A 25,961-nucleotide genomic window follows, 5' to 3' on the forward strand; every position below is an offset into this window, starting at 1 on the left:
GTGCGCCGACACCGACCGCGACCAGGGCGATTCCCAGGTAGTCGATCACCGGCCGGGTCGCCGAGCGCACCGAGGGGATGGTCCGGGCGGCGGCCCCGGGTCCTTGTCGTGGACCCGGGGCCCGGCGAGACGGCGCTGGCGGAGCTGACCCGGTTCGCGGTCCTCGGCCTCAGGCCGACGGTCAACGTCCGTCGCGTCACGGACGTCGACCTCAGGGAACGCATCGAGGCCGACTGGGAGACCGTAGACTTCGACGGGTTCTCGGAGGAGGAACTGGCCTCGCACCTCGAGGATGCGGGCCGAGGTTACGACGCCGTCAAGTGTCGAGCGGGAATCCCCCTCACGAAGGCGGTGCTCGAGCGGGCGACGGCCGACACTCTGCGGCGACGCCTGGTATTGGTCGGTCGGGCCGCATCCGGGTCGGACACGTTCGACCACGTGGCGGCAAGTCGCCTGGGAGTCGCCATCCGAACCACACCGGGAGCGAATGCGACCGCGGTGGCGGAGCTGACCGTCGCGCTCATGCTCGACGCGCTGCGCGGCGTCTCCATGCGCGCGAACGCCTTGCGTGACGGGTCATGGAGTGAAGCGGTCAAGGCGCTGCCCACGGGCAGCCTTGCCGATTCCAGGGTCGGTCTGGTGGGCTCCGGGGCGATCTCCCGGCGGGTCGCCGAGCTCGTCCGCGCGTTCGGCGCCGACGTCTGGGTATTCGGGTCACCGCGATTCACCGCAGAGCGAGCGGTGGCGTGGCCGGGACACCGGGTTGAGTCCCTGGACGAATTGCTGGCCGGCTGCGACGTGGTGTCGGTCCACGTACCGGCCACCACGGAGACCGACGGACTCATCAACACGCGGGAGCTGCGGCTGATGCGACCGGGATCAGTTCTGGTCAACACCGCCCGATCGAGCGTCGTGTGCGAGCACGCCCTAGACCTTGCTCTGCGAGATCCCGAGTCCGGACCCTGGCGGGCCGCGGTGGACACCTTCGACATAGAGGGTCCCGGATTCTCCTCCGTGCTTGCAAGTAACCCGTACTGCACCGTGTCACCACACGCGGCCGGCATGACCCGTTCCGCCATGGAGGAGGCGTCCCGTCGGATCCTGACCGAGTTCGAGCTGTTCCTGAAGGAGACGAGCCTGCCGAGCGGTGGTTCCAACCGATGAGGGGGTGGCTGACTCCGCGCCGCGCCCTCGCGAGCGCAACGCTGATCAACATGACGGGCAGTGGAGCCTACATCACGGGCCTCACGGTCTTCCTCGTGTACGCCAGAGGCATCTCGGCTTCGGCTGCGGCCGTTTGCATCCTCATTGGCACACTGGGCGGCAAGTTTGGCGCCCTGCTATTCGGATCCGTGATCGACCGAGTCGGCGGCCGGATGACATACGTCTCCACCAAGATGGTGACCGGGCTTGCCATAGCGGTACTCATGGCGATGTCGTCACCGGTAGGCCTCACCGGGTGTCTGCTCGTCTACGGCCTGTTCTCGGCAGTCGGCGGGGCAGCTAGAAACCTCATCATCCGGGACATCGCTGAGACCGACACCAAAATCTACCGTGCCAAGCTGAGGAGCCTGGCGAACATCGGGATTGTCGTCGGCAGCGGCATGGGCGCGGCCGCGCTGGCATGGAATGTCTCAAGCGGTGCAGTCGTCTGCATGGCGCTCAACGCGATGTCGTGTCTGGCATGTGCCGCTCTCGTGGTCGTCGGTGTTCCCGTCGCCGCAGACCGATCCCGGCCAGCCAAGCCTGTTGCGGAACAGGTGGTCCCGCAGGGGGAGCCGATCTGGCAACTGTTGGCACATCCCGGGCTTCTGCGGTTCCTGATCGTCAGCGCAGTCTTCTCGCTGATGACTCCAGTGCTCACCTATGCGGTTCCGCTGTGGGTCTCCCACTACAGCTATCCGCACGACGCATGGCCTGTGGGCGCACTGGTGGCGACGAACGCCGTCATCGTCATCGTCCTACAAGTACCGATCGGCCGCCTTGCCGACCGCCAGGCGCGGCCTGAGGCGGTGATGGTCTTGGCCGGCTTGACGCTGGGACTCGGCCTGGCTGCAGCCGGGGGGAGCGCCCTAGTCTCCGGGGTCAAGTCACTCACTGTCGTATGGCTTGCCGTCGTGCTGGTCTCCATCGCCGAGGTGTTGTTCGCCGCTGCCACAACCGAACTGATCTTCGCTCCAGAGTTGAAGGCGTACCTGAGCCGCACGTCAGCGCTCTTCAACTTCGCGTCCGCCCTGGGAGAAGCAGTCGGGCCGACCTTGCTGCTTGTTGTCGTGCTCCACCCGGCCCCGGGTGGTTGGTTCGCAGTGGCGGCAGTCGTGTGGGCCTGCGCCCTTCTCTATCTACGCAGCGCCACAGCGACGGTTGCGGAAACCGCTGAAGTGCAATCTGAGAACTGATCTGGGTCTGCGTCTTACCCAATGGGTCTCGGCCGGAGTCGACCACGGTGACCACCCGGCCAAGGCGCCAGGCGCGCAGATCGGCGCGGACCTGCTCGATCACGGTCGCTCGTTGGTCGAACCGGGCCAGACCCAGCAGCTGACCGGGATACCCCTTGCGGGTGGCCGCCAGGCCGATCACGATCTGCGGCAGGTTCGGGCGGTGGTCTTTGGAGTGCCCGAACCGGCGAAGCGCCCCGTCTGCTTGGTCGACGGTGTCGCGCTTGAAGTAGGTGCTGGTGGTGCCGAAGACCGCGGCCTGTGTGCTTGTCGACGAGCAGGTCCATCGCCCGGTAGGCGTACTGCTCGGCCATCTCGCCGGCCGCAGGGATCACCACGTCGCAGCCGACCCATTCGACGGCGGCCCGTTTGGAGTCGGGGGCGATGGCACGGTCGGCGACCAATGCCAACAGGGCGCGTTCCACGTCGGTGCGGAACCGGCGTGCGTCCAGCACTTTGCCCAGGGCCGTGTCGATGCCCAGCAGTTTCCACAGGCGTCCAGCAGCCAGGTCGCGCCGATCGTCCGGGAGGCGGCCACCTGCAGCAGGTCGTCCCCGCCCATGGCGAGTGGAGCTGCGGCGTCCTGGCCGCTGTCGCCGAGGTAGCGGTTAAGAGAGGCGGCAAGGCACCGCAGGGAGTCCAGGTCGAGCCGATCCTCGCGGCCCACGTTCAGCAGCACGTCGGCCTTCGTGGTGTCATCTGCCTGATAGTTGGTGGCCAACTCCACATACCGGACCACGCTCCCGTCCTTGGTCCGACGCTGAATCCCTGCATGTACATGCCTGCCGGATGCCGCATCTACCGATGCCACCGCGGCCGAAGACTGGGATTGCGTATCTCCGCTCAACCAGGCGCTCTAGACCACTCGTAGGCCGCTCGCCATTGAAACACTTGGTCATACCCGGATGTATGCTCGCTAACTGTCGAAGCCGGACGCGGCCTGTCGGCGAACTCACCGGTACATCCGCAAAATTGGGCGGAATGACCCTTGGGTTCCTCCATGATGCGGCGTGAGATTTCGCGAACCTGTCGGGTTCCCTCGCCGGCGACATCAACTACCCGCCCGCCGCCGGACCCGACCCGGCCTGGGACCGCATGCGCCCCTACAACCGCGGGGCCCGCACCCTCCTCACCGACCCGGCACTCCACCAGCGGACCACCCCGGTACCGGACCGCCGAGTGGCCTGGAAGCTGTCAGCCAACGGCCTCATTGACACCGCCTGGCACCTGTACCAGCAGACCGGCGACGACACCCTGCTGCGCCGCACCGGCAACGACGACCGGATCGACCAGCTCTGGGTCTCCGCCCCGCTCGCTCCGGCCGTTGTCTCCTACACCCTGCTCGACACCCCGGCCGACGCGAGCGACCACCACGGCCTGGCCGTCGTCCTCGACACCGACCGGATCGATATCAGCCGGCCCTGGGCCTACCGCTGACCAGCCCCACACCGACCGCAGACCCGGACCAACCTCAAACCATCAGCCCGGCCGCTCGCACGGTCGGGTCGGACCATGCCAACGGGAGGATTCCGCCCCGATGACCACCACCCAACCGGTCAGCCTCGACGGCGACCGCACCGAGCAGAACACCACCGAAGCGCTGACCCACGTGATCGGAGAGGTAGTCAGGACCGACAGCAAGGCCGGCTTACTCCTCGGCCTGGACGGCGTCCTCGCGGCGGCCGTCGCCATCCTCGCCCAGGCGCAAGGCGCCAGCCTGCCCGTCATCACCCCGGCCGCCGGCATCCTGCTCGTCGCCACCCTGCTCGCCGTGCTCGTCGTCCGCCCCCGCATCACCCCACGCGACCGCAGCTCCTACGCCCACTGGGCCGCCTGCTCCCCCACCGAGCTGCGCGCCGAACTCGTCCCCGACCGCCGCCTGGACCGACTGCGCGTCCTGTCCGCCCTCTGCCACCGCAAGATGCTCCTGCTCCGCTGGGCGGCGGACCTCACGATCGCCGCCCTGGCGGCCCTCGCTGCGGCCGCCCTCCTCACCGCCGCCTGACAGTCGGCCCAGCAATGACGAAGGCCCACACCTCTGGAACAGGGGTGTGGGCCTTCGTCATTACCCGGTAATAGGCAGTGGCCGTCAGGTCGCGTGGTTCGGTCATCATCCCTGCGACGGAACCGGCGACCATCTATTACCCGGTAATAGCGCTTCGGGGCTCAGGCGTTCAGTCACGCAGGTTCTCAATGAGGGCTTCCGCTAGGGCGTAGGCCTGCCGCTTGTCGAGGACCTGCGTGATCGCGGCTGCGAACGCGGTGACATCACGCCAGTCGACGTCAAGCGGAATGGAACCAGCAAGCGGTTCCCGAGGCTCCGGCACAGGAGTGGCGACTGCGGTGGGCGCTGCCGGGCGGCCCTGTGCCGCGTTGGTGGCCGCAGGACTCTCCTCATCCATTACCGGGTAATAGGTTCCGGTCGCCGACAGCGGCCTCTCGCCAGAGCTCTGTGAACCGGTTGCCGTAGCTGATCCCGTGATCCGTGGCTGCGGCATCGGAGGCTTGGACTCGGACGCTTCCTTCTGCTGGGCCCCGCCCACCGCATTGGTGGTCGTGCTCAAGCTGGCCGCGTACGCGACCATTTGCTCGTTCTGTGGCAGCCCCACGAAGGCGCGCGCGGCCTTCAACCCCAGCTCGCCTGACGCGACCTTCAGCTGCAGCTCAGGGGCCAGGTTCAGCAAAGCGATCCGCTGTGACACGAATCCCTGGGTCTTCCCGATGCCCTTGGCAACCTTGGTCTGGGCCATGCCGCGGCCCTTCGGTGGCGGGTCAGTGAGGACGCGCAGCGCCTCGGCCTCCTGAATGGGATCCAGGCCGACTCGGAGAAGGTTCTCGGCGACAGCCCACACCAGGGGGTCAGGCGCGGCCTCGTCGTTAACGTAGGCCGGGACCTCGCTCAACCCGGCGTGTACGGCCGCAGCAAGGCGGCGATGCCCGGCGACGACAACGTAGAGCCGATCCCCGACCTGCGGCGCGTGGGCAGGATTGTGCTGGAGGAACGCTGACGCCGTGCACAGTGTGAGGGGCGTAATGACGCCTACGGTTTCGATGCTGCCCGCGAGGTCGAGGAACTCCTGGTCCGCTTCGTCGATCTGCCCACGAGGGTTGCCCGGGTTAGGAGCGATCTGACTGATGCCGACGATCGGCGGGCGCGGCGCGGCGTGGGTGGGCTCGTCGAGCGGCTCGCCGTTGAGCATGTCGGCGAGGTTGACGCGGCGGCTCATCGTGCGGATCCGTTCAGGTTGAGCTCCAGTGCCAGCTTGAAGAAGTCCTCACGAGCTTCGAAAGAAGCTCGGTTGGGCTTGTACTGGGTGACGACCAGGCCCTCCGCGGCCGCGCGAGCGTGGACCTTGTAATGCCGGACGACGGTCTTCGCCAGGGGGAAGCCGTTCTTCTCTACGAACTCCTGGGTCTGCTTCAAATCGACGTCTCCGTCGCGCGGGTCCCAGTTGTTGATGACGACGGTGTAGGGCAGACCGCGGGGCTCGACGATCTGGCGGACCGTGCGGACGGTCGGCTTGAACCCAAGCGGCTCCGGTTCGATCGGCAGGATCACACTGTCGGCGTTGTCCAGCACGGCTCGGAGGATGTCCGCTGCCTTGCCGTCTCCGAGCGGGTCTGCGGTGGTGTCGTCATCGGACAGGTCGAGCCACCCCGGCGTGTCGACGAAGATGTGCCGCACAGACTTGACAGCGCGCAGCTTGCGAAGCGACCCGAGGTCGTTGTGTGCCTGGGCGAAAAGGAAAGGCAGTTCATCGCCGACCCGGTTAGACCACCACGCGGTCGACCCCTGCGGGTCAACAGAGACAGCGAGGACCGGGGGCTGCTCACCGACCTTACGGCCGATCACATCGGCGGTGACTGCGGCGAGGTTGACGGTCAGCGTCGACTTACCGACGCCGCCCTTCTGGTTCAGCAGAACATGCACGTGTGCCATGGAAGCTCCGTGTGATTCCCATTGCTGGTACTTCGGACTGCCACAGGATGTCAGAAGATCCAGATCAGAGCACATATGGGGGGCTTCCAGGCGTGCCGCCGTCTCCTGTGTACGGCCTAGATGCGGCGATCCCCTCGAGTTCGTCTTGGACCGAATGGGTCCAGCTGACCGGATTGCCGGGATAACTTGGCAGGAGAACGAATCCACGGGGAGCCGAAGGAGCAGCGCGGTGTCGTGGCGACATGCGGTCCGGCCGGCGCTGAGAATGCTGCTTCAGCGGGACGACCATGCAGATCCGCACCTGGAGCTGCTGCGTCTCGGCGCGGAGGATCCGGACGTCGCTGCAGAGGACATCACCGTCACCCTGCTCCTGGCCGGCGCGCTCGTGACGGGGACCGTGGTTTCCACCGAGACCTGGGAGCGTCTCCACCTCGGCCAGCTCAGGGATCAGGACTACGACCTGCGCCGAGTCGTTCGGGAGGCACTCGCCCACCTGGACGACGCCGCCGAGAAGGGCCGGCGCCGTCGCGAGCCGGACCGCCGCTTCCTTCACCTGCGCGATGTCACCTACCGCTCCGGCCGGACTACCCACACCCTGCCGATGTGGCGCGGGCCGGTCGCGGCGGTCAGCGGGTGGACGCTCGGCGAGCCCCACAAGGACTGACCGGCACAACCGGCGTCACGGGCGTAGCCCGAGGAAGTCCCGCAGCCGCTCCCGTAGGTCCCTGCGCGACGGGCCGCTCTGTCGTTGCGATGTGATGCTCGGCAGGGACGCCGGCACAGTCAGGTCCGGTCGTATGCCTTGCGGGCCAGCACGAGGGCCTGGCGAAGCGGGTCCTTGTCCGTTATATCGATGCTCACCCGGTACTCCCGGTGGCCGGTGTGCACTGCGAAGGCGTCCGGTGCGAGGTTCCTCAACGTCGGCTCCATGTCGTAGTTCAGCCGCAGGTTGATTCGTCCGGTCTCCGCCCACACGTACGCAAAGCCCCCGAAGGGGCTGCCGACCTTGCGCAGCCGCAGGTAGGCCGAGTAGTCCAGCGGGTCGTTCGGGTTCGCGTGACGGCGCTTGACCCCGAAGACCTCTACGTTTTCCCACGAGCACGCCTCGTGCAGGAAGGCGACGAAGTGCTCCGCAGCGGGGTTCCTGGCGAGCAGGGCGGTCACCTGCGTCTGTCCCTCATCGGCAACACCCGGTACGGCCTGACCGAGGCGCCACGTTGCAGGCATCACCTGCCCGGCCTGGTCTTCCACCAACGCCCGAGTATTGGAGGGGGATCCCCCAACGGCGGCGATGAGACTGCGGGCCAGCTCGGAGGCGTCAAGCTCCTCCGGAGTGCCCTCGAGTTCGATGTACCGGACCTTCATCTCGAATCCCCTCCCGCGTACTGGATAAGTTGGACCCTAGAATCCAGGCCAACTACCTGTCAAATCCGCAAGTATCAGAGGAAGTTATATAACTTCCGCAGAAGCTAGGCGTCCTACTTCTGTCTGGTGAGCATGCCGAAGAGTCGGAAGTGGGAGCTGTCCTCGCTGGTCGCGCTGCCGCCGAACTGTCACTGGCCGTTCCCGCGGCGCAGGCGCGCTGGCTGCTGGAGTCACTGGCCGCTTCCGGTTGATCCGGCCCCGGCGCTGCCCAGGTGTCGGAGTCGCGGCATGTCCACGGCAGGGGTGTTCGAACGAGGCGCGTCCCCGCCTGGCCTGCTTCCAGGAGTTGAACGGGCAGCGCGGCAGGCAGGCGGAACGAGGGCGGCTCTGACTGCCGGCGTGCCGTGCAGGGTTCGGATCGCGGCACCTAAACTTCGGAACATGACGTTCCGTAAGTCTTTACCTTCGGGGCGTGAACCTTTCGCCTGTTCGAAGGATTTGATGCCGTCATCAGCACGCCGCGCTCACGGCTCCGAGCAGAGCGTGATCATGCTCCCCGCATCGATGATGAAGGACAACCGAACGCATGCACGCATATCCCCCCGTTCCGCCGCGGTCTGCCGTGGCCGCCGCCCCCGTCCAGCCCTGCCCCGGCCGCACCCGCCGGCCGCGCGGCAGCGTCCCGGACCCGGCCGGGGAGGCGTCGTCGTGACCGAGCCGTCCTTCACCGACGCCGCGGGCACCACGCCCCGGGTGGAGCTGCCCATAAGTGCCTGTTTGCAAGCTTCCAGGCAGCGTTTGGCCAGGTCAGAAATCGAACAGGGCTGGGTTCACTGGGCTGCGGTCGGTTTGCTCAGGTGGTCACGCCTGGCCGCTGCCGGGGCAGTTCGGCGTGGCGCACCGCGTCGGAGGCCAGGGCGATGACCACGCCCAGGCTGGCGAAGACGCCGCAGCCGACGAACACCGGGGCGGAGCCCCAGGTCCCGATGGCGGCACCGACCAGCGGGTAGCTGAGGGGGGCGATACCGACCATGGTGAGCATGACGACGGAGGTGACCCGGCCGAGATAGGCCGGGTCCGCCGCAGTCTGTATGAGGGCGCCGTTCAGACTGCCAAAGACACCCGCACACAGCCCGATGACCGCGGCCAGCAACGCGGCGAGCCAAAGGGTGGGCACCAGCGCGATGGTGGCCGCGCCCGCGCAGCCCACGAGCAGTGTCCCGGTCATCATCAGGCCGGCACGGGGCAGCCATCCTGCGATGGCAAGCAGTGAGGCGCTGGCCGCAGCTCCTGCACTGAAGCTGCTGACGATCCAGCCGTAGCCGGAAGGGCCCCAGCCGCGTTCGGCGTTGAGGAGCACCATGCCGACGTTGAGGGTGCCGGTGAGCCCGAGTTCGCAGACGGCGCCGGCGACGACGAGCGGGCCGATGAGGTGGTGGTGGCGGATGTAGCGCAGGCCGTCGAACAGGTCCTGCCGCGCGGTGCCGGGCTCCGGCCGCTCGGCGTCGCTCGCCCCGAGGGGCCGTATCCGTATCGTCAGCAGGAGCGGCAGGGACAGCGCGGTGAGCAGTCCGGCGACGGTGAAGGCGGCCGCGGGTCCGCCGACTCCCATGGCCAGGCCGCCGATCGGCGGGCCCGCGATCTGGCCGAGGCGGGTCGACAGCGAGCGCATGCCGATGACCCGGGCCAGCTGGTCAGGGGTGGTGATCCGGGACGGGAGGGCGCCGACAGCGGGTACGAACAGCGCGTCCACGGCACCGAAGACGAGCGCCACCGTGACCAGGATCCACAAGGCCGGCGCCGTCAGTGCGATACCGGCGGCCACCGCCAGGATGAGGATGCAGCGCAGCGTGTCACTGCCGAGGATCACCCGGCGGGGGTCGAACCGGTCGGCCACCACGCCCCCGCCGAGCATGAGTAACGCTCGCGGTAGCGCTCCGGCGGCCATGACGAGGCCGACTTCGGTGGGACCGGCGGCCTTCTGGGCGGACCAGCCCAGGGCGACGAAGTACACGCTGTCGCCGACGAGGGAGACCGTGTAGGCGGTGAGCCAGCGCAGCACGTTGGCGTCGCGGTGAGCCGGTGTGGTGGCGCGTTCGGGCAGGACTGTTTGCGGGGCGGCCATGGTGGGCTCCAGGAAGTCGGGAATTCGGTTGAGTCAGGGCCGGAAGGGAAAGCCGTAGACGTGCACGGACACGTGCTCCCGGTCCTGGGTGTCGTCGGCCGCCTTGGCGGCCTTGCCCCGCTCTCGCCAGCGTCGGGCGAGCGCCTGAAGCTCGTCGCTCATCTCGGCGAGTTCGGCCGGGGTGAGGTCGAGCAGCCATTCGGAGCTGAAGGACGCGTCGGTCCACGCCTTCCCCCAGGCGGACTTCTGGTCGAGATACGTGCGGTACTGGGCGACGCGGGTGTCGAACATCCCCCGGGTCACTGCGCCGACCGCGGCGGCGCCCTCGGGCGTGTCCGCGAAGTCCGAGTCGCGGAAGCCCCAGCCCCCCTCGGATTGGACCTTCCACCACCGCTCGCGGCCGTCGGTGCTCTGGTCGCTCGCCTGGGTCACGAAGCCGTGCTCGGCCAGCTTGCGCAAGTGGTAGCTGACCAGCGAGGGCGTTTCGTCGACATGCTCGGCGAGCTGAGAGGCGGTCGCGGTGCCCGCGGCGTACAGCAGCCGGTACAGCTGCATCCGCAGCGGGTTCATGAACGCCCTCAACCGTGACAGGTCGGTGATCTGCTCAGGCTCGTGCTTTGGTCGCATGCACTCACCGTAGGTGTGAAGCGAAAACTTCGCAATAGTCGCTTCAGAGTTGGATGGCCCAGCAGCCCGGCTTCGTGCGCAGGAGGCTGGAGACAGCCAGTCCAGCTCGACTTGACTGCCGCTGACGAGGTCAGCGCCGACTGTCTCAAGGGGCAAGCAGGCTGGTGGCCTCGGCGATCGCCTCCGCCGAGGAGTGGAAGTAGCGCCGTACGTTCTCCGGTTTCCTGTGCCGTGACTTGGCCATCAGTATCGGCAGGCTGGCTCCGGCCTCGCTCAGCCACGTCCGGTCGCCGATACCCGTCAGCACGGATGCCCCTCAGCCCCCAATCCGCTGACCGGCCGGTGGCGGACGTGGGAAAGTGGGGTCCGGGACGGCGGTTCGGGCCGGTCTCGATGGAGGTCCCCGCGGTGACCTCCGGTTCAGTCAGTCCCGCTGGGCTTCGCGGGATGCCGGCTGTCCCGACCGGCGGGAGGTCCGGCGGGTGATGCGCCTGGTCATGATGGTGATCGCGGCCCAGGTGATCAGCGACTCGGAGTGCTGGACGAGGCGTTCGTAGTCGCGGGCATGTCGGCGGGCGTTCATGATCCACGCTATGGACCTCTCGACCACCCAGCGGCGGGGCAGGATGACGAAGCCCTTCGCGTCCTTGGGGCGGCTGACCGTCTTGACCGTGAGGTTCAGGTACTTCTTCGCCCAGGTCACGAGCTTTCCGGCATAGCCGGAGTCGGCCCAGACGATGGTGATCTCCGGGTGCATCAGCCGCAGCCGGAACAGCACTTCCTTCGCCGCGTCACGGTCCGTCATGTCGGCCGGGGTGACCATGACGAACAACGGCAGGCCCTTGGTGTCCACGACCAGGTGCCTCTTCCTGCCATTGATCTTCTTCGCGCCGTCGTAACCGCGGCTGGCCTTCCCGACCGTCTCGGCGGCCTTCACGGACTGGGAGTCGATGACGGTGGCCACCGCCCCGGGCGAGCGTCCCATGTCGCGCCGGACGCGCTTGCGGAGCTGGTCACGGATCTGGCCGACCACGCCGGCCGCCGCCCAGCGCGCCATGAACCCCCAGACCGTGCGCCAGGGCGGGAAGTCCTTCGGCAGTGCGCGCCACTTGCATCCCGTGTCAACGACGTAGCGGATCGCGTCCACGATCTCCCGGCGCGGGTGCTTCTCCGGCCGGCCGCCGACCGTGCTCTCGCAGGCCGGGGGCGGCAGCAGCGGCTCGATCAGCGCCCATTCGTCGTCCCAGGTGTCGGACGGATAGCAGCGGCGCCGTGCCACTGGGCCCCCTTCGGACGAGACGGGGCCCGGGTTCCGGACGTCGGGGGGCGTCCGGAACCCGGGCGGCGGTCAGGAGCTGACGAACTCGGCGATCACTTCGAGCGTGGACTCGACCGAGAGCAACTGGGTGTTCAGGTGCTTGATCCACCGGCCCTTGGGCTGCAGGGCCGCGTGCGGGGCGACGACCCCGGTGACGAACCGACGGATCTCGGTGACCTTCTCCCGGACCACCGCCAGCTCGTAGGCTTCAAGCTCCGGCGGGTCCGAGCAGAACCTGTAGCCGTCCGTCCTCGTCCAGATCAGGGGCGGAAGGCCCTGCTCGGCGATGACGTCCCGCAGGCAGGCCAAGCCCGCGCGGACCTGGCTGCGGCTCAGCTCGCTGGAGCGAACCAGCTGGTCGAAGGTCAGCCCAGCCGGCCTCGCCTCGAAGAGCACGAAGCGGAGGGTGTCGGCGTGCCGCTCGGCGGCGGGCGACCTGCGCTCGGAAGCGCGGGGCATGGCCTACTCGCCCTGGAGCAGGCGGGCCAGCTCGCTGTCCACGTCGACCTCGCCGGTGTCGACCGCCGTCTCGATCCAGTCCAGCGTTGCCCGCACCCGGGCGACGTTCTCGTGAACGATCACGCGCTCGTCGTCGCCGAGCTGCCGGTCCCGCAGCCCCGGGACCACCCGGCCGGCCGCGGCGACGAACGCGTGGCAGGCGGTCACCAGGTCCAGGAACTCCGCCGTCCGGTCGAGCTTACGGATCGCGGGCGCGACCGGGCTGTTCTCCTCGAAGTGCTCGCGGGCCTGCCGGCCGCGCTCGACCTGGGCGTGGTTGACCTGATGGCGGGCCGTGTCGTCGGCCATCGCCCGGGCCGCGATGTCCGGGCGCCGCAGCAGCCCGGTGGTCACCTCGGCGGCGACGTGGTCGTCGCGGGTCAGCTCCTCGACCACTTTCACCTTCTCCGCCGGGGCGACCCGGGCAACGACCGCCGGGCGCCGCAGGAAGTCCGGGGCGACCGCCGCCGCGACCTCGTCGTCGCGGGTCAGCTCCTCCACCACCCGGACCTTGTCCTCAGGCTTGACCTGCGCGACCACCGCAGGACGCCGCAGCAGGTCACCGGTCACCGTCGCCGCGACACGCTCATCCTGGACGAGCGTGTGGACCGCACTGACCTTCTCCTGCGGGGTGACCGGCTTCTGAACCTGTCGGCCGACCCGCCGGTTCGCCTCGTCCGGGGTCCACCGCGCCTTGCCCGGCGGCGGCGTGAGGATCGCGGCGAACCGCTCCTCGTCATCGGGTATGGCCGCCAGGACCCGGTGGACGGTGTGGGACACCCCGGCCACCCGCCGCTCCTTCGGCCACTTCGACGACGTCCAGCGCGCGTTCCTCACCGACGAGTAGGTCAGGCCGATGTCCTCGGCCAGGCGGAACAGCGAGTCCTTCACCGTGAACAGCTCGTCGGCCTTCTCCTGGCCGCCGTACTCGCGCATCGGCTCGACCTCCAGCGCGTAGTCGCCGATCGTGAACTGCGCGCGGCTGGTCGTCTCGATCAGCTTCCGCAGCTCCGCGACGATCTCGGCGTACCGCTCGAAGCTGACACTGCCGACATTGTCGGCCTTCTCAATCTCCTCGGGCATGGCTCACACCACCAACTCACGGGCCGGGCGCGGCACTTGACCACGACGGGACACGGCCCGCTTTCCGCGCATCAGAGTCGACCCACCGATGAGCTGATCACAACAATCAGCCTTCAGGTGATCGGAATTGACCGATCCCGACCGGCAAAGCCGTTCGTGTTGCGGTCACTGTGACTGTTCGCCGAACGATTCGGTCCGGGCCCTCCAGGCCCTCATCACGCACCGCCGCGAGCAGTAGACCGCGTTCGAACGCCGGTCCACCCCAGCCACCCACCGCTCGCCGCACTCCGGGCACTCCACCCGGCCGGCACCGCTGAGCTCGGCCGCCACTCGCTTTCGCAGCCGGCGGTCCACCCGCCACTGCCTGGCACGACACACCGTGGAGCAGTACACGGCATCGGGCCGCGCGTCCGGCCTCAACCGGCCCCCGCAGCCCCTGCACTCCCGCTCCCCGGCCTGCCCGGTGCCCTTCGACACCAGGTCAGGTTAGGGCTCCAGGCTACTCAGAAACCGGGATACGAAACAGCCACTAAGGGGCAGCGAGGTTGTGGAGCTCCAGCACGTCGGGGAGGTCCAGGCCGCCGCGCAACCAGCGCTCCAGGCCTCTCCGGCTGGCGTCGGAGGCCGCCTGTGCCGCGATCAGCGGGCCGAGCACCGGAGCCACCTCGTCAATCACGAAGGCGGGAACCGGCATCACGACCCAAAATCCCGTGATGCTCATGCCGCGACCGTAGGCGTCGAGTGTGACAGCTCAGCAGGGCTTGGACCGGCGCAGCGCAGGCGTGTAAGCCGGGGTACCAGCGACAACGCCGCTCACGCCCCGACCGGCGACTCTGTGGCCGTATGTCCGAGGACAGCTGCCAGCGCCTTCCGGATGCTGTCACGGTCATTCGCGTGGTGCCGCCGCAGGCGCCCCCGCCCGGTTGCAGCCAGGTCGGATGGACGGATGACGACCAAACGCAGGCCGTTGGCTGGGATCAAGGAGTCCCGCCGCTGGTCGTAGATCTTCCGTTGTTCACCGCGGTGCACACCGCTGACGGTAAGCCGGTCCGGCTTGTCGAAGAACGGGACCGGTCTGTCGTGCTGCACCTCGCGGTCCTCGACGACCAGACCGTGCCCTGGCCAGTACGCGTCGACCGGCAGCTGTCGGCCCGGGCTGCCCTTGCGGTTCGGGTCACCGCGCAGCCAGTCGAAGCCACGCTGGCGGCTGCCCGTCTCCTGGAGGACCTCGTCGCACAGGTCCAGCACGTATGCCTCGTCGCTGTCCTCACGTCCCATGCGGAGATCGTGCCACGGCTCTGCACGGCCCGGCTCACGAGGATGCGACTGCACCGTCATGCTTTTCTGGGTCACGGGACAGGATGCGCACGATCCACAATCCCGGAGTATCTCTCGGCTGTGCCCTCGGGTCTTGATGTCATGGCAGTTCGCGCAGAATGCGACTATCGCCTCGGGGTGATCCCGGCCACCGGCACCGATCCCGTCGATGTGGTCGACTTCGAGGAGTGGATGGCCGACGTCCGTCACGTCGTTCGGTTGGCCTGTGCAGCCCGTCACGTCGTTCGGTTGGCCTGTGCAGCCCGGCTTCTCGCACCGGCCTCCGTATAAGACGCCTACCGGTCGCCAAGCCTTTGCGCCGTGCTACGCGGCCGGATCCTCAACCGGGTCGTTGACGTGCTTGAGCCGACTGCGGGCCTCCACACGGTCCTCGGCGGGCAGCTTCCCCCAGAATTCGTCGGCCCACACCACATGAGAGGCTTGCCTCTCGGCTTCCTCCAGACGGGCGGACTCGGCCAGCTGCTCCTCGCTCAGCCCCTGACGGGCGCGCTCCAGGTCTCCGCCCCACGACGGCAGCGACGCCAGGAACTCCCGGCGCTCGGTTTGTACGGGGGGAGGTAGCCGACGTTGGCGAGCCGGGCAGCGGGGAACGGGACGAAGGGCTTTCCCGTATTGGCCTCCGACAGCTGTCTGGTCCCCAGAGGCGCGTGGAGCGTGAAACTGACCAGTCGGCCGGCTTCACGGCGACGCCGGACGTCCCCATGGTCTTCGGTTCCGTGGCCGGACCGTGGACGCCCAATCCGTACAACCGCAGCGACACCGTGCCCTCCTGGACCCGCTACTACGCGACCGCCGGCAGGCCCGCGTTGAGCATCACCCAAGTCCTCCCCGCGGCCGGCGCCCAGGACCCGGCATCGGGCACGCACGCCGGTGCACCGATGTCCGTCAACGGCCACAGCGCGTCCCTCGTGTGCGACACGGATTCCGAACGCGCCCTCACCTGGTCCGACGCCGTCAGCACGTTCACCGTGGTGAGCTTCGACCCGCAACACGCGGCGCTGTCGCCCGACGAGCTCCTTCGGGTGGCCGACGGCCTGCGGAACCCCTGAGGAGCACGAGCAGCCCGCGTCCGTCCTCGAACGGCGGGCCGGGCTGTGGCAGGTTGGGGCATGAGCGAGCCGACCACACCGCCGCGCCGAACGCTGATTGTGCTGCGCCACGCGAAGTCCGCGTGGCCGCCGGACGTCCCGGACCGGGAACGGCCGCTGGGCCCGCGAGGACGACGCGACGCGCCCGAGGCCGGACGGTGGCTGCGCAGACGGGGCCTGGTGCCGGACACCGTGGTGTGCTCGCCGGCGCGGCGGGCGCGCGAGACGTGGGAACTGGCGGGCCCCGAGCTGCGCGAACAGGGCCGCCGCGCGACGACCGTCCTCCTGGTCGGCCACAAACCGGCCCTGGAGGAGCTGATCCTCGCCCTGACTGCGGTGGCGCAGCTGGTTGAGGACCATCGTCCGGGCGTTGTGCGGGATGCCGCCGTGCCGGGTGAGGGCGGCGGTCAGCGGGGCGGGGTTGGCCTGGGTGATCCAGACGTTGGGGTGGATGTTCTGCGGCGGCCCGGAGTTGATCGTGGTTCCGGGGGCAGCGACCGGAGCGACCGAAGGTCCGGAGGTGCTCGATGCGGTGGCTCCTGCCCGGTGGGTGACCGTGTGCGGGCGCGGGGGAGCGCGGTGGGTATGGATACCGGTTACCCGGCGCCGTGACGGCGGCGAGCGCGGCCGCGGATCCGGAGGTCGTGCCGTCGTCCTGCGGATACCGGAAGTCCCGAGCGGGCTGGTGCGGTTGCCCGGCCGCGCGTCCCGCCGGCCGAGCTGGGTGTCGGCGTCGGCACGCGGTCCCGGGTCACGTCTCGCCGGGGACAGAGCGGGTTGTTCTGGGGTCAAGGAAGGGTGCGCCCGCAGCCGACCCGGCGAGACCTCGGCTGGGCCCGGCCGCCGCCCGACGGGATCGTTCGGGCGCTTCGACGTCCGCTTCGCGTCTTCACCCGGGATGACGGCCGTCGGCCCGGCGAGCGCGGGCCGGGGGGTTCACCCGATGGGGTGTGCCGCTACGTCGTCCTGGACGTAGACCAGGTTCGGCTCTGCCCGGGTGGCCGCCCGTGGCGACGGGACCACGAGTGGCGTCGGCTTCGTGGGAGACATGTGGGGGCGGGCGTCCGCGTCGGTAGTCGACCGGGCGTCCAGGCCATGATCACGCGGGTTGCCGCCGCTGGCCGGTGGTCGGATCTGACAGAACGCGGGTGCGGATTGTCGGGTTGGGCAACACCGACCACTTCCGGCACCCGGATCCGGTGATTCTCGGTATCTGGCCTGGTCGGGGCGCCCCGGGGCAGCCGGAGCGCTTCTGGCTGACCTGGACGGTGGTGTTCTGGGGGCTCCGGCGGCCGCTTGGAACGCGGGCCGAACCCGGCCTCAGCGACCGGTCCGGACGGCATATGACAAATGCGGGTTGCCACTTGATCACATGGGATCGATGGGATCACGGGTACAGCTGTGGGCCTTTGTAGATATGAGGACCAGCCGCATTTCTGCCTGGATCCGCTCCCACTGTGAGCGGCCGTCAGGTTACTGTCCGACACAAACGAAGAGGGGCCCCGGGGTTAAAGGTTGGTCGCCAGTCCGCCGGGGTCCCTACTCGCTAACCATCTCTCAGCCCTGGAGGAGCCTCGTGCGGCTGCCCGCCCTGGGCCGCTTCCGGCGTGTCGGAGCGCGCCGGATCGGTCATTCCGAAACTACCATTTCCGCCCGTCGCCGGGGTCAAACCCGCAGCAGGCGGTCCTCCGGCGTTGACCTGGCGGTCAACCGGCAGTTCGTGGCCTTCGTCGCCGCGCTGGTGCTCCCGATCGTGCTCATCGCGACGGGCCCGGGACTGCACCTCGGGGACGGTTCGCTGCGCCTGATCGCCGCCCTGGTATGGGCTCTCACCAGCGCCAGCGATAGCGGTGACCGCAAGCGGCCCCGTCGCAGGATCTAGCGGTGGTGCGGCGAGGTGGCAGCAGGGACCCGTTCCCCTCGTCACCGCGCCGCACGGATTTCCCCTCCGGAGGCCGGACGAGCGGCCCGCCTCCGGGGCGACGTCCCTTCCCCGTCACCGGTCCCGGGCAGCCCCGGACCGGCATCGGCATGGAGAACTTCGTGACCCAGATCTTGCGGTGCCGGTTGTGCCGGCGGAACTTCCAGCGCCCCAGGCGGCGCGGCCGTGCGCCGTCCTACTGCAGCACGCTCTGCCAGCGACGGTCCGAGCGGGCCCGTCGGGCTGCCCCGACGGACCGCACCCTCGATGACACCGTCAGCTCCCTCGCGCGTGAACATCTCGCGCTGGCCCGGCGCCTGGCCCAGGCCGCCGCCGCGATCGCCACAGCCCAGCCCGACGAGGACGTCGCGGTCGTCCTGGGGCTCATCACTGAGCTCGGCGAGGACCTGGAGGACCTGCGGGCACATGCCGTCTTGCAGGCACGTAGCCGCAAGGTCCCGTGGGCGGCGATCGGGCAGCTGACCGGTTGGGCGGCCGACACCGCGATGCGTCGCTGGGGTGAGGCCTACGCCGCTCGGCGACGTGGTCTGCGGGAGGTGCGCAAGCAGCGCACGCGTCTTGCAGGAGCGGGATCCACCCACGTTCCGGTGCCCCATCCCGCAGCGGCGCACCGGTCGCCGCCGGCCACCGAGGTGCTGCTACCTTCGGCCACGACCGGCTACCGGGCGGATGGCGGTGTGGGGACGGACCCCGAAGGACCGGCCGTCGCACTGCCGGAGCCCTCGCTGCGCACGTCCGACGAACCGTTGGCGATGGTGGGACGGGCCAAGCTCGCGAGCGCGCTGTCGCATCTGCACCGAAGGTCGGGCCGCACCTTCCGCGAGCTGGCGGCCGCGGCCGGGGTAACCCCCTCGTTCGTGTCGCGGGTCCTCAACTCCGAGCGGTTCCCTTCGTGGTCGGTCGCCGGAGCTCTGGCCATTGCCATGGGCGGTTCCCCGGCTGAGATCCGACCGCTGTGGGACGCTGGCAGCGGCGTGCTGCCGCAGCGGCCGTTTGTTCCGTCGCCGGGGTCCGAGGCCGCGTACGTCGGAGCGTTCGTCGCGGCGATCCGCGGGCTGCATCTTGCCGCCGCCGCCCCTGATCCGCTGGCGATCAGCGACTCATCGTGCGGGCGTCTCTCTCCGACGGACGCCGCCGCGCTGATCTCGGGCAGCTCGGTGTCGGACTGGCCGGCCGTTGAGGCTCTCCTGGAAGTCCTTGGCGCCGACCCCGCGTTCGTTCTGCCCTTGTGGGAGCGCGTCCAGCTCGCGCGCGGTGGGCGGACCGAGTACCCGACCGGTGGTGGGCACCTGCCCGCCGAGGCGTTCGGCTGACCGGGAGGCACCATGACGTCACATCGGACCGCGCCGGCCGGCAGTGATCCGGCGCAGGGCATCACCGCCCTGCTGGAGGCCCGGTACCGGGACCACGCCGACTTCGCCGCCCTGATCGTGACACCGGAGGAGGCGCCGCAGGCCGTCCGTGCGGCGGTCTCTCAGGTCGCGGGCTGCTGGCAGGTAGTCCTGTCCGCGCCCGATGCCGCGGCCGCGGCCTGGCAGATCCTGCGCGCGGCGCTGGTGGCCCGGGCCGCGCCGCAGGCGCTCGCGCCGGTGGCGCACCTGACTGCCGCTCAGCAGGACCTGGTGCTGATGCGCCACGTCCTCGGCTGGTCCGACACCAGGATCACTACGGTGACGGGCCTCGACCAGGCCGCACTCGCGGCCGCGACCCGGGCGCTGACCGGCACCGCGAAGCCGCCCACCGCGCACGTGCCACGCCAGGGATGAGAAGTGCCGGGACGCCGCCGACGCGAAGCGTCCGTGCCGCGTGCGGCCACGCGCCCGTCACCCTCCCGGACGACTGGCCGTCGGGGCGGTGCGCTGACCGCGGGCACTGACGGCGCGGCCGGGTGCAGGTCGCACGCCCGGCAGGCCGAACCCCACGGGCGGCCGCCGCCCGTTCGACACGCCGCCATCGGTCGTTGCTATGACGCCCCGAGGCACCTCATCCTGGGCTCTGGCCGCCAGGCGGCCACGCCGCGCGGGAATCCGGCCTTCCTCCCGCATCCCCCGGTCGAAGCATCCGTCGACGCGCCGGTGCCACCTCTGTGCGGTACGTCTTCCCCACCTTCACCCATCACGCCGGGCCGGCGGCGCGAAATGGGATGCTCCATGACGACCTCCGCCAAGCTCCACCACCTGGCCCGCCTGCGCTCGGAACTCACCCGCGAAAGCCACCAGACTGCCGTCCGCGAGCTGAGCACGCTCGGCCCGGCCGCCCGGCCCGTCCCCAGCGCCGCAAGCCTCGCCCAGGAACAGCTGGAGTGGTGGATCTTTTTCCACGCCGCCTGGCCGGCCGAGATCGTCGGCACGCCCTTCGGCTTCGAGCGCGTCACACCACGCCCCGACGGACTGGATCTCCACCTGGCCGGCAGCGACACATACCTCCAGTGGCTCGCCTCCGCGCTCCTGCCCACCGTCCACGGCGAACAGCTTCACGGCATCCCGGGCCTCCGGCTCACACGGGACCGCACCGGAGCCCCCATCCTGCTCCTTGCGGGAACGACCGCCCAGGTCCGGCTGCGCGGCATCACCGCCGCCCTGTGGCGCCAATGCGTCGAGCTCGCCCGCCAGGACTTCACCGACGCCGGCCACCAACCCCTGTGGAACGCCCCCACCGACACCATGACCGCGCTGGAAGCCGAGCACGCACCGTGGTTCCACCACACCAGCGCCGGCCCCCGCCCCTTCCGTCTCGCCAGTGGCCTGCTGCGCCGCATCGGACTGTTCTCCGCCGCCGGCGCCACCGCCTGCCTCACCGGCTGGACTACCGCAGGCGCCATCCACGAAGGCTGGAAGTTCGACTTCGAGTTCATCCCCGGGCACCGACCGGACCATGACCACCTGCTGCGCCTGCTCACCGACCCCGACGCCGGACTGCCACTCCGCGTGGCCGGACGGGGCTGTGCGCGGTGCCCCGGCCCCGACGCTTCCTGTCGGATCCAGCTGACCCCGATCGACGGCCTGCCAGGCGGGATCACCATGCTGTTCCACTCCACGGACGAGGAGGTCGTCCAGGCCTGGGAGAGGCGCTGGCCCGGGGAGTTCGCCCGGATCCGTTCGGGCTGGAACGCCGACTGCGTGCGGAACCGCTGAATCGCCCCTGGGGTCTGGCGGGCTGCCGCGCCGGCGTCCGCGCGGGCCTGCCGAACGCGGGTGTTGTCCTACTGACCCGCGTCGGTCTACAGGATGCACGCCGGCTCCTGGTCGGCCCCTGCCGCCTCCTCGGTCAGGCTGGTGGCAGGGTGACCTCGGCGCCGCGCTCCTCACCTGGAGCCGGCGTTGCGACGTCCTGCGGGGTGCCGTGCGACGGGGCCATCCCGGGATCGCACGGTGTCCCAGTTCGGCCCCCGGAATCGGCCAGGTTCTGGTCGGTCGGAACGGGCGCGGCTGCGGCCTGGGAGCGGGCCCGCAGGGGGACGCAACGCCCGCACGTCCTACGTGTGCAGAGCTCTGCCGGCGGGTGGTACGGCCATCCCCGCCTTCGCCACCGCTCGACCGCGCAGAGGGAGTCCGGGCGGGGCTGGGGGATGAGCCCGAGGGCCTTACGCGTGGCTGCCCGTGCTCCGGCGAGCGCGCCGTCCTCCTCGGGCTCCCTCATCAGGCGGAGGGCGAGTTCGAGCTGCTGCTGGGCCGCGATGAACTCCGGGACCTCCGTAATGGGCACGACTGCACCGCGTTGCCGGTCTGCAGCGGTCTGCTCGGCGCGCCATGCGAGGAACTCCGGGTCCTTGAACGGGTCGTACCAGGTCACGCTCGCGGTATCGGCAAACCGGTCCCCCGCCTTAAGGCTGTCGTGAACCAGCCGCCCCGACGGCGACTGGAGGCGCTGGCGTCGGCGCGTCCGGCACGGTTGTGGTGCGGCTGGTGACGGACGCCGGGGCGGGAGGACTGCGGCGTCCCGGAGTTGATCACGGTTGCGGGGGCAGCGACCGAAGGCCCGTACGTGGCCGGTGCTGCGGTGCCCGGGTGGTGGGCGACGGTGTGCGGGTGCGGGGGAGTGCGGTGGGTGCTCATGCAGTGCTGCCGAGTGCCGTGACGCCGGCGAGCGCGGCTGCGTACCGGGAGACCGTGCCGCCTTCCTGCCGCTGCCGGAGGGTGCGGGTGCGCTCCCGCAGCTGCTCCACGGCTCGATGCCGCTGGTCGTAGAGGTGGTGGGCGGTACGCCAGCGGGCCTCGCGCGCAGAGGCGGCCACCGCGTCGCGGAGATCCTCGGTCGAGCGGTACCGGTGTGCGGCCCGCCGAACGGCGGCGCAGGCCTGCTTCGCCTCCTGCTCGGCCTCGGGGCTGTGCGCCAGGAAGGTCAGGGCGTCGCCGCGGTAGTCCGCGGCCCGGTTCTTCGCCGCGAGCATGTCGCTGTTGGCGACGGCGTGGGCATCGAGGCCGAGCTCCCGGGCGGGTCGGGCGGCGAGCATCGCGGCCCGCATGCCGTCGCGCACCTGGCGCACCATGGCGTTGACGGCGTCCCGGTCCCGCAGGTCCACCGTGGTCAGCGCCGCATTGACGGCTTCGGTGATCGCCGCGCGGGCCTCCCGGCGGCACCAGCAGATCCCGCACAGCCCGGCCGACCGCTCGGCACCGCAGTCCGCGCACGGCACCGCGACGCGCTGTTCCTCAGCCGCCGCAGCCGCGGCCTCCCGCGCCGGCCGGTCCGCCTCCTCGCGCATGCGCTGCTCCTCGGCGCGACGACGGGCGGTCATCTGCTGCTCGGCCTTGACGAAGGCGTGCTCCCGCAGGCGCTCCTCGATGGCGCCCTGGCGGTCGTCGTAGTCGGCACCGGGCATCCCGGCCAGGACCTGCGCCACCACGGAGGACCGGGTCGCCCGACGGTCCACCAGGCGCATCTCGCAGGTGTCGCACAGCGCCCCGGTGCCCAGACGGATGCCGTCGTCGCACGACGTCCGGGAGCAGACCCGCTCGTGCGGCAAACCGCGGTGCAGCAGCCACCCGACCGGATCGGTCACCAGCGCGGATCCCTGCTGGCGGTCCAGGCGGCGCGACAGCCGGCCCGCCAGCACCTCGGGGGCCGCCTCGCGGCCGGACCACATCGCGATCCGGCGCAGCTCGGTCCACACCCGGCCGACCACGAACTCCCGGGTGGACGTGCGGTTCAGGCGCTGCCACAGGTCCTCGACCGGCGCGAGCGCCACCCGCAGGGCATCCGGCAGGCCGAAGACGGAGCCGGCCGACCGGCGCGAGCGGGTCGTGTTCGGGAAACCGGCGCCGAAGGCGACAGGACCCGTGACCGAAGTGATCTTCGGCTGTTCCCCGCGCAGCGGGCCGACGCCCGCACCGATGGCGCCCAGACCCGGCCACAGTGGCCCGCCCTCGCGCGTGCCCGCGTCGCGCGTCACCAACGTCTCCGCTACGCGGGAACAGCCACCAACAACGGAGAGATGCCTGTTCACACGTGCTTGTTGAGGGTGGCTTGTTAGTGGAGCCGTCGCCAGGGGGGTCTCCGGAAGCCGATCCAGGGGGGTCGGGGGAGCCGGATCGAGGGGGGTCTCCTCGACCGATCCGTCACCGAACAGCGCCAGCTGACCGGCACACACCCAGTCGCCGACGATGTCCTCCAGCTCGGCCACAGCCTCCGGACGGGCCGACTGCTGGGGCTGCGGGAACAGTCCGAGCTGCACCGCCACGCCGGTCAGCTGTGCCGGGTGGACGGTGTACTTGAATGCCCCGCCGCTGCTGCCCACCCGGCTGACCCAGCCGTCGGCGACCAGGTCCCGCGCGGTCGTGCGCGCACCCTCGGCCGTCATCCCGCAGGCCTCCGCCAGCTGCGCCGCAGAGGCGGCCAGGCCGAGGTCGGAGCGCACGCTGATGGCGCAGTAGACCTTGAACCGGTGTCCGGACAGGCAGTTGCGGGCGGCCGCGGAGATGGTGACCGCGATCTCGTCCTCGGCGACCGGGCGGACCCGGCGGGCGAGCGTGCCGGTGGGGGCGTGGTGCTCGGACAGCACCAGCTCACCCTCGACTTCGCGCAGCGCGGCCGCGACCGTCTTCTCGTGGAGGGCCAGGCCCATCGCGAGGGTGCGGTTCGCCGCCCAGCACGCCCCGTGCCGCCGGCCGTAGTCCGCCACCGAGGTCACGGTCCGGATCGTGTCCCCGGTGTACTGCCGCAGCCACCTCGCGGGGAACCGCGTGCGGAACCCCAGCTGCGCAGACCGGGCTCCTGGCCCACCGGTCGCCGTGTCCCTCGGTGGTGCGCTTCCATCGGCGGTGCGGGGGGAGGGGAGAGGTTCCGCTGCCGTCGTCACCGGTCACCCCGGGGCACGGCGACAGCCCCAGCGCCCGGGACGGGCGACAGGGACACCAGGGATCGTGCGGTCGTGCGGTGCTGCCGCACGACCGAAAACAGGTGGTTTCGAGCATGCGTGGGCATGCCGAACTGGCGAAGGGCAGGAGGTTCCTGCATTATGTCCTCGTTCTCAGGACCCAGCTGAGGGCACACAGAAGCCCCGCGTGGGTGGAGTGAGCGAAATGGGACCGGCCGGACCTCCCTTGGCAGGGGAGACGGCCAGCACTACCGACAGGCCTGGGCAAAGGCGGTCGGTGCGCGGTGACGTAAGGGACGCGAGTTCGGCGGGTGGTACCGGCGAACCGACAGTCCCGGGCGGTGCAGTAGGCCCCTTTAGCAAGGGCCGCGAGGGCACCGCCCCCAAACGGCTAGGCCATGGCCATCACCACCGCGATATTCCGACGGAATACCCGAAGGCGCGGAGACTGGTGGGTCACCAGGTGCCTCTTGCGCCCTGAGGTCGTCGGACCCCGATGAGTAGCTCGCAGGCACTGTGCCACGTCGAGCCGCGGAAGGGGTGACGAGTAAGCCCCAGCGGAGCGCCCATGAAGGCGCTCGACGCGGGAAGTAAGAGAGTCGGCTGCCGCAGTGCTGCCGCAGGCCGGCATGGCGATACGCCAAAACGCCCAGCCGCTGTTGCGTGCCGGGCCGCGACTACGGGTACGCTGGTTCACAGCGAACCGTCTCCAATCTCGTAAAGAGCGGTCGCGACGAGCACCGAGGCCCCCCTTCGACAAAGGGCCTGGTCTCGACTGGGGACCGGCTAGTCCTGAGTACCAACGGTGATTTCCAGCACCGCGGACAGCCGGTCCCACTTTTTTGTTTTGGGTCCTGAGCGGCCATCAGATGTTTCCAGGCATCATCCAGCCGACTACAGGGTGCTAGTGATCCTAGACCCTCCGCGAGCCGCCGACGACACTCATTGGCGGGTGTCGGAACGTCTTCCGATCATGCGGCCTGTGCGCGGCCGTCAGCCAACCTCGCTAGCGCTGACACGTCGGCCCCGATCATGCTCGGCCGACGCTACATCTATTCGCAAAAAGCAGCAAGGTTGACCGGCGGCTGCGCCCTCAGAACTCGTAGTGAAGCTCGTACAGGTGTCCTGCCTTCAACATGATGGTCACCTCGATGACTTCACCCTTCGTGCTGCGCACCACCCGGAAGGTCCGCAGCACCGGAATGAGCTCTCCAGGCAGTTGCAGCAGTTTGAACTGTTCCTGCGTAGGGATGCACGCCGAGACCAGGTCGACCGTTCCCCCCGGCGCCGGCGGGTGTCCGAGTTCCGCGAGGAGGGTCGGCGTTCCGCCCCGGATCTTTCGGCGCTCCAGCAGGGGGGTCCCTGTGGCGATCGAGAGGGGGTAGTAGGAGTGGACCAGCTCGGCCGGCTTGTCATCGAGGAACAGGATCTGGCTCCGCAGCCCGACCAAGGCCTTGTCCGGAAGGCCGAAGGCCGCAGAGACCTGCTTCGGCGCTGCGACCTCCCCGACGGTGAGCAGTTCGCTTGAGGCTCGGTACCCCTGTTGTTCAGCCTCGGAGATCCATCGGTACGTCTCACCCGGTGCAACCGGCGTTGAGTACGCGGCAGGAGTCATTGTCCGGCGAGGCTTGGCCGTCACCGTCACGCCGGATCCGGCGCGGGCGGTCACGAGTTCCTCGGCCTTGAGTACGCCAACTGCCTTCTGAACAGAGGCGTTCGAGGCGTTGAACCGCTTGATCAGCTGCCCGGTGGAGGACAACTTTGTGCCTACAGGCAGCTCTCCCGTGAAGATGTCGTCCCGCATGTCCGCCGCCATCCGCTGGTGGATGGATCGCGGGTCCTCGCGCTCTGCCTTCCTGGGGCTGCCCTGTTCAGTGGTCATG

Annotated in this window: 24 protein-coding genes and 2 pseudogenes; 11 read left to right on the top strand and 15 right to left on the bottom strand. The window is 69.7% G+C overall.

Translation table 11 applies throughout. The annotated features are described in order from the left end of the window. Positions 1 to 108: 108 nt before the first annotated feature. Together AB0D10_RS41470 and AB0D10_RS41475 are read left to right on the top strand one after the other, a co-directional pair. Positions 109 to 1,164 (top strand): NAD(P)-dependent oxidoreductase, encoded by a 1,056-nt coding sequence (locus tag AB0D10_RS41470; RefSeq protein WP_360266706.1) that lies wholly within the window; start codon positions 109 to 111, stop codon positions 1,162 to 1,164. After that, positions 1,161 to 2,399 (top strand): MFS transporter, encoded by a 1,239-nt coding sequence (locus AB0D10_RS41475; RefSeq protein WP_360266709.1) that lies wholly within the window; start codon positions 1,161 to 1,163, stop codon positions 2,397 to 2,399. Before AB0D10_RS41470 ends, AB0D10_RS41475 begins: the two co-directional genes overlap by 4 nt. A 370-nt stretch (positions 2,400 to 2,769) precedes the next feature. On the opposite strand, the gene AB0D10_RS41480 is transcribed toward AB0D10_RS41475, so the two are convergent. Then, the gene (locus AB0D10_RS41480) at positions 2,770 to 3,177 is read right to left on the bottom strand and encodes a hypothetical protein (RefSeq protein ID WP_360266710.1); all 408 of its coding nucleotides are present in this window, start codon (positions 3,175 to 3,177) and stop codon (positions 2,770 to 2,772) included. Between the two features lie 356 nt (positions 3,178 to 3,533). Here AB0D10_RS41480 and AB0D10_RS41485 point away from each other — a divergent pair, with 356 nt between their 5' ends. Then, a complete protein-coding gene (locus AB0D10_RS41485; protein ID WP_360266713.1) occupies positions 3,534 to 3,875 on the top strand; it encodes a hypothetical protein in 342 nt (113 codons plus the stop codon). Positions 3,876 to 3,975: 100 nt separating this feature from the next. Continuing rightward, entirely contained in the window at positions 3,976 to 4,443 is a 468-nt protein-coding gene (locus AB0D10_RS41490) for a Pycsar system effector family protein (protein ID WP_360266716.1), read from the top strand. 169 nt (positions 4,444 to 4,612) lie between these two features. On the opposite strand, the gene AB0D10_RS41495 is transcribed toward AB0D10_RS41490, so the two are convergent. Beyond that, the gene (locus AB0D10_RS41495) at positions 4,613 to 5,665 is read right to left on the bottom strand and encodes a ParB/RepB/Spo0J family partition protein (RefSeq protein WP_360266719.1); all 1,053 of its coding nucleotides are present in this window, start codon (positions 5,663 to 5,665) and stop codon (positions 4,613 to 4,615) included. Beyond that, positions 5,662 to 6,378: a ParA family protein gene (locus AB0D10_RS41500; RefSeq protein WP_360266722.1), complete on the bottom strand. Its 717-nt coding sequence runs from the start codon at positions 6,376 to 6,378 to the stop codon at positions 5,662 to 5,664. The genes AB0D10_RS41495 and AB0D10_RS41500 overlap by 4 nt, the downstream gene beginning before the upstream one ends. 229 nt (positions 6,379 to 6,607) lie before the next feature. Between AB0D10_RS41500 and AB0D10_RS41505 the strand changes: the two genes are divergently transcribed. After that, positions 6,608 to 7,042, top strand: coding sequence for a hypothetical protein (locus tag AB0D10_RS41505; RefSeq protein ID WP_360266725.1), 435 nt, complete (start codon positions 6,608 to 6,610; stop codon positions 7,040 to 7,042). Between the two features lie 119 nt (positions 7,043 to 7,161). Here the strand turns inward: AB0D10_RS41505 and AB0D10_RS41510 are convergent, their stop codons facing one another. The 10 genes and pseudogenes from AB0D10_RS41510 to AB0D10_RS41555 form a co-directional block, all read right to left on the bottom strand. Continuing rightward, entirely contained in the window at positions 7,162 to 7,743 is a 582-nt protein-coding gene (locus tag AB0D10_RS41510; RefSeq protein ID WP_360266727.1) for a hypothetical protein, read from the bottom strand. 853 nt (positions 7,744 to 8,596) lie between these two features. Then, complete coding sequence (locus AB0D10_RS41515) at positions 8,597 to 9,868, bottom strand: MFS transporter (RefSeq protein WP_360266730.1); 1,272 nt, start codon at positions 9,866 to 9,868, stop codon at positions 8,597 to 8,599. Between the two features lie 33 nt (positions 9,869 to 9,901). Next, a complete protein-coding gene (locus AB0D10_RS41520; RefSeq protein WP_360266733.1) occupies positions 9,902 to 10,495 on the bottom strand; it encodes a helix-turn-helix domain-containing protein in 594 nt (197 codons plus the stop codon). A gap of 145 nt (positions 10,496 to 10,640) precedes the next feature. Further along, positions 10,641 to 10,760 (bottom strand): annotated as a pseudogene (locus tag AB0D10_RS41525) (site-specific integrase); the annotation flags it as partial. Between the two features lie 159 nt (positions 10,761 to 10,919). Further along, entirely contained in the window at positions 10,920 to 11,774 is an 855-nt protein-coding gene (locus tag AB0D10_RS41530) for an IS5 family transposase (protein WP_360266736.1), read from the bottom strand. Between the two features lie 69 nt (positions 11,775 to 11,843). Beyond that, positions 11,844 to 12,272 (bottom strand): RacP protein, encoded by a 429-nt coding sequence (locus AB0D10_RS41535; protein ID WP_360266739.1) that lies wholly within the window; start codon positions 12,270 to 12,272, stop codon positions 11,844 to 11,846. Positions 12,273 to 12,275: 3 nt separating this feature from the next. After that, a complete protein-coding gene (locus AB0D10_RS41540; RefSeq protein ID WP_360266741.1) occupies positions 12,276 to 13,394 on the bottom strand; it encodes a DUF6192 family protein in 1,119 nt (372 codons plus the stop codon). A gap of 529 nt (positions 13,395 to 13,923) precedes the next feature. Continuing rightward, entirely contained in the window at positions 13,924 to 14,115 is a 192-nt protein-coding gene (locus AB0D10_RS41545) for a hypothetical protein (protein ID WP_360266744.1), read from the bottom strand. A 92-nt stretch (positions 14,116 to 14,207) separates the two neighbouring features. Then, on the bottom strand, positions 14,208 to 14,672 hold the full coding sequence (locus AB0D10_RS41550) for a hypothetical protein (RefSeq protein ID WP_360266816.1): 465 nt from the start codon (positions 14,670 to 14,672) through the stop codon (positions 14,208 to 14,210). Between the two features lie 138 nt (positions 14,673 to 14,810). Further along, positions 14,811 to 14,951 (bottom strand): annotated as a pseudogene (locus tag AB0D10_RS41555) (HNH endonuclease signature motif containing protein); the annotation flags it as partial. 428 nt (positions 14,952 to 15,379) lie between these two features. Between AB0D10_RS41555 and AB0D10_RS41560 the strand changes: the two are divergent. The 6 genes from AB0D10_RS41560 (at position 15,380) to AB0D10_RS41585 (ending at position 20,896) form a co-directional block, all read left to right on the top strand. Further along, complete coding sequence (locus tag AB0D10_RS41560; protein ID WP_360266746.1) at positions 15,380 to 15,781, top strand: hypothetical protein; 402 nt, start codon at positions 15,380 to 15,382, stop codon at positions 15,779 to 15,781. A gap of 60 nt (positions 15,782 to 15,841) precedes the next feature. Next, on the top strand, positions 15,842 to 16,432 hold the full coding sequence (locus tag AB0D10_RS41565; protein ID WP_360266749.1) for a histidine phosphatase family protein: 591 nt from the start codon (positions 15,842 to 15,844) through the stop codon (positions 16,430 to 16,432). 964 nt (positions 16,433 to 17,396) lie between these two features. Beyond that, complete coding sequence (locus tag AB0D10_RS41570; RefSeq protein WP_360266752.1) at positions 17,397 to 17,702, top strand: hypothetical protein; 306 nt, start codon at positions 17,397 to 17,399, stop codon at positions 17,700 to 17,702. Between the two features lie 161 nt (positions 17,703 to 17,863). After that, complete coding sequence (locus tag AB0D10_RS41575; protein ID WP_360266754.1) at positions 17,864 to 19,075, top strand: helix-turn-helix transcriptional regulator; 1,212 nt, start codon at positions 17,864 to 17,866, stop codon at positions 19,073 to 19,075. 12 nt (positions 19,076 to 19,087) lie between these two features. Next, positions 19,088 to 19,528, top strand: a complete 441-nt coding sequence (locus AB0D10_RS41580) for a hypothetical protein (protein ID WP_360266757.1) — start codon at positions 19,088 to 19,090, stop codon at positions 19,526 to 19,528. A gap of 384 nt (positions 19,529 to 19,912) precedes the next feature. Beyond that, positions 19,913 to 20,896 carry a hypothetical protein gene (locus tag AB0D10_RS41585; RefSeq protein WP_360266759.1) on the top strand — a complete coding sequence of 328 codons (984 nt, stop codon included), beginning with the start codon at positions 19,913 to 19,915 and terminating at the stop codon, positions 20,894 to 20,896. 917 nt (positions 20,897 to 21,813) lie between these two features. On the opposite strand, the gene AB0D10_RS41590 is transcribed toward AB0D10_RS41585, so the two are convergent. Together AB0D10_RS41590 and AB0D10_RS41595 are read right to left on the bottom strand one after the other, a co-directional pair. After that, a complete protein-coding gene (locus tag AB0D10_RS41590) occupies positions 21,814 to 23,892 on the bottom strand; it encodes a hypothetical protein (RefSeq protein WP_360266762.1) in 2,079 nt (692 codons plus the stop codon). 1,279 nt (positions 23,893 to 25,171) lie between these two features. Next, complete coding sequence (locus tag AB0D10_RS41595) at positions 25,172 to 25,960, bottom strand: GntR family transcriptional regulator (protein WP_360266765.1); 789 nt, start codon at positions 25,958 to 25,960, stop codon at positions 25,172 to 25,174. Position 25,961 lies beyond the last annotated feature (1 nt).

It is taken from the genome of Kitasatospora sp. NPDC048545 (genome assembly GCF_040651155.1).
Classification (GTDB): Bacteria; Actinomycetota; Actinomycetes; order Streptomycetales; family Streptomycetaceae; genus Kitasatospora.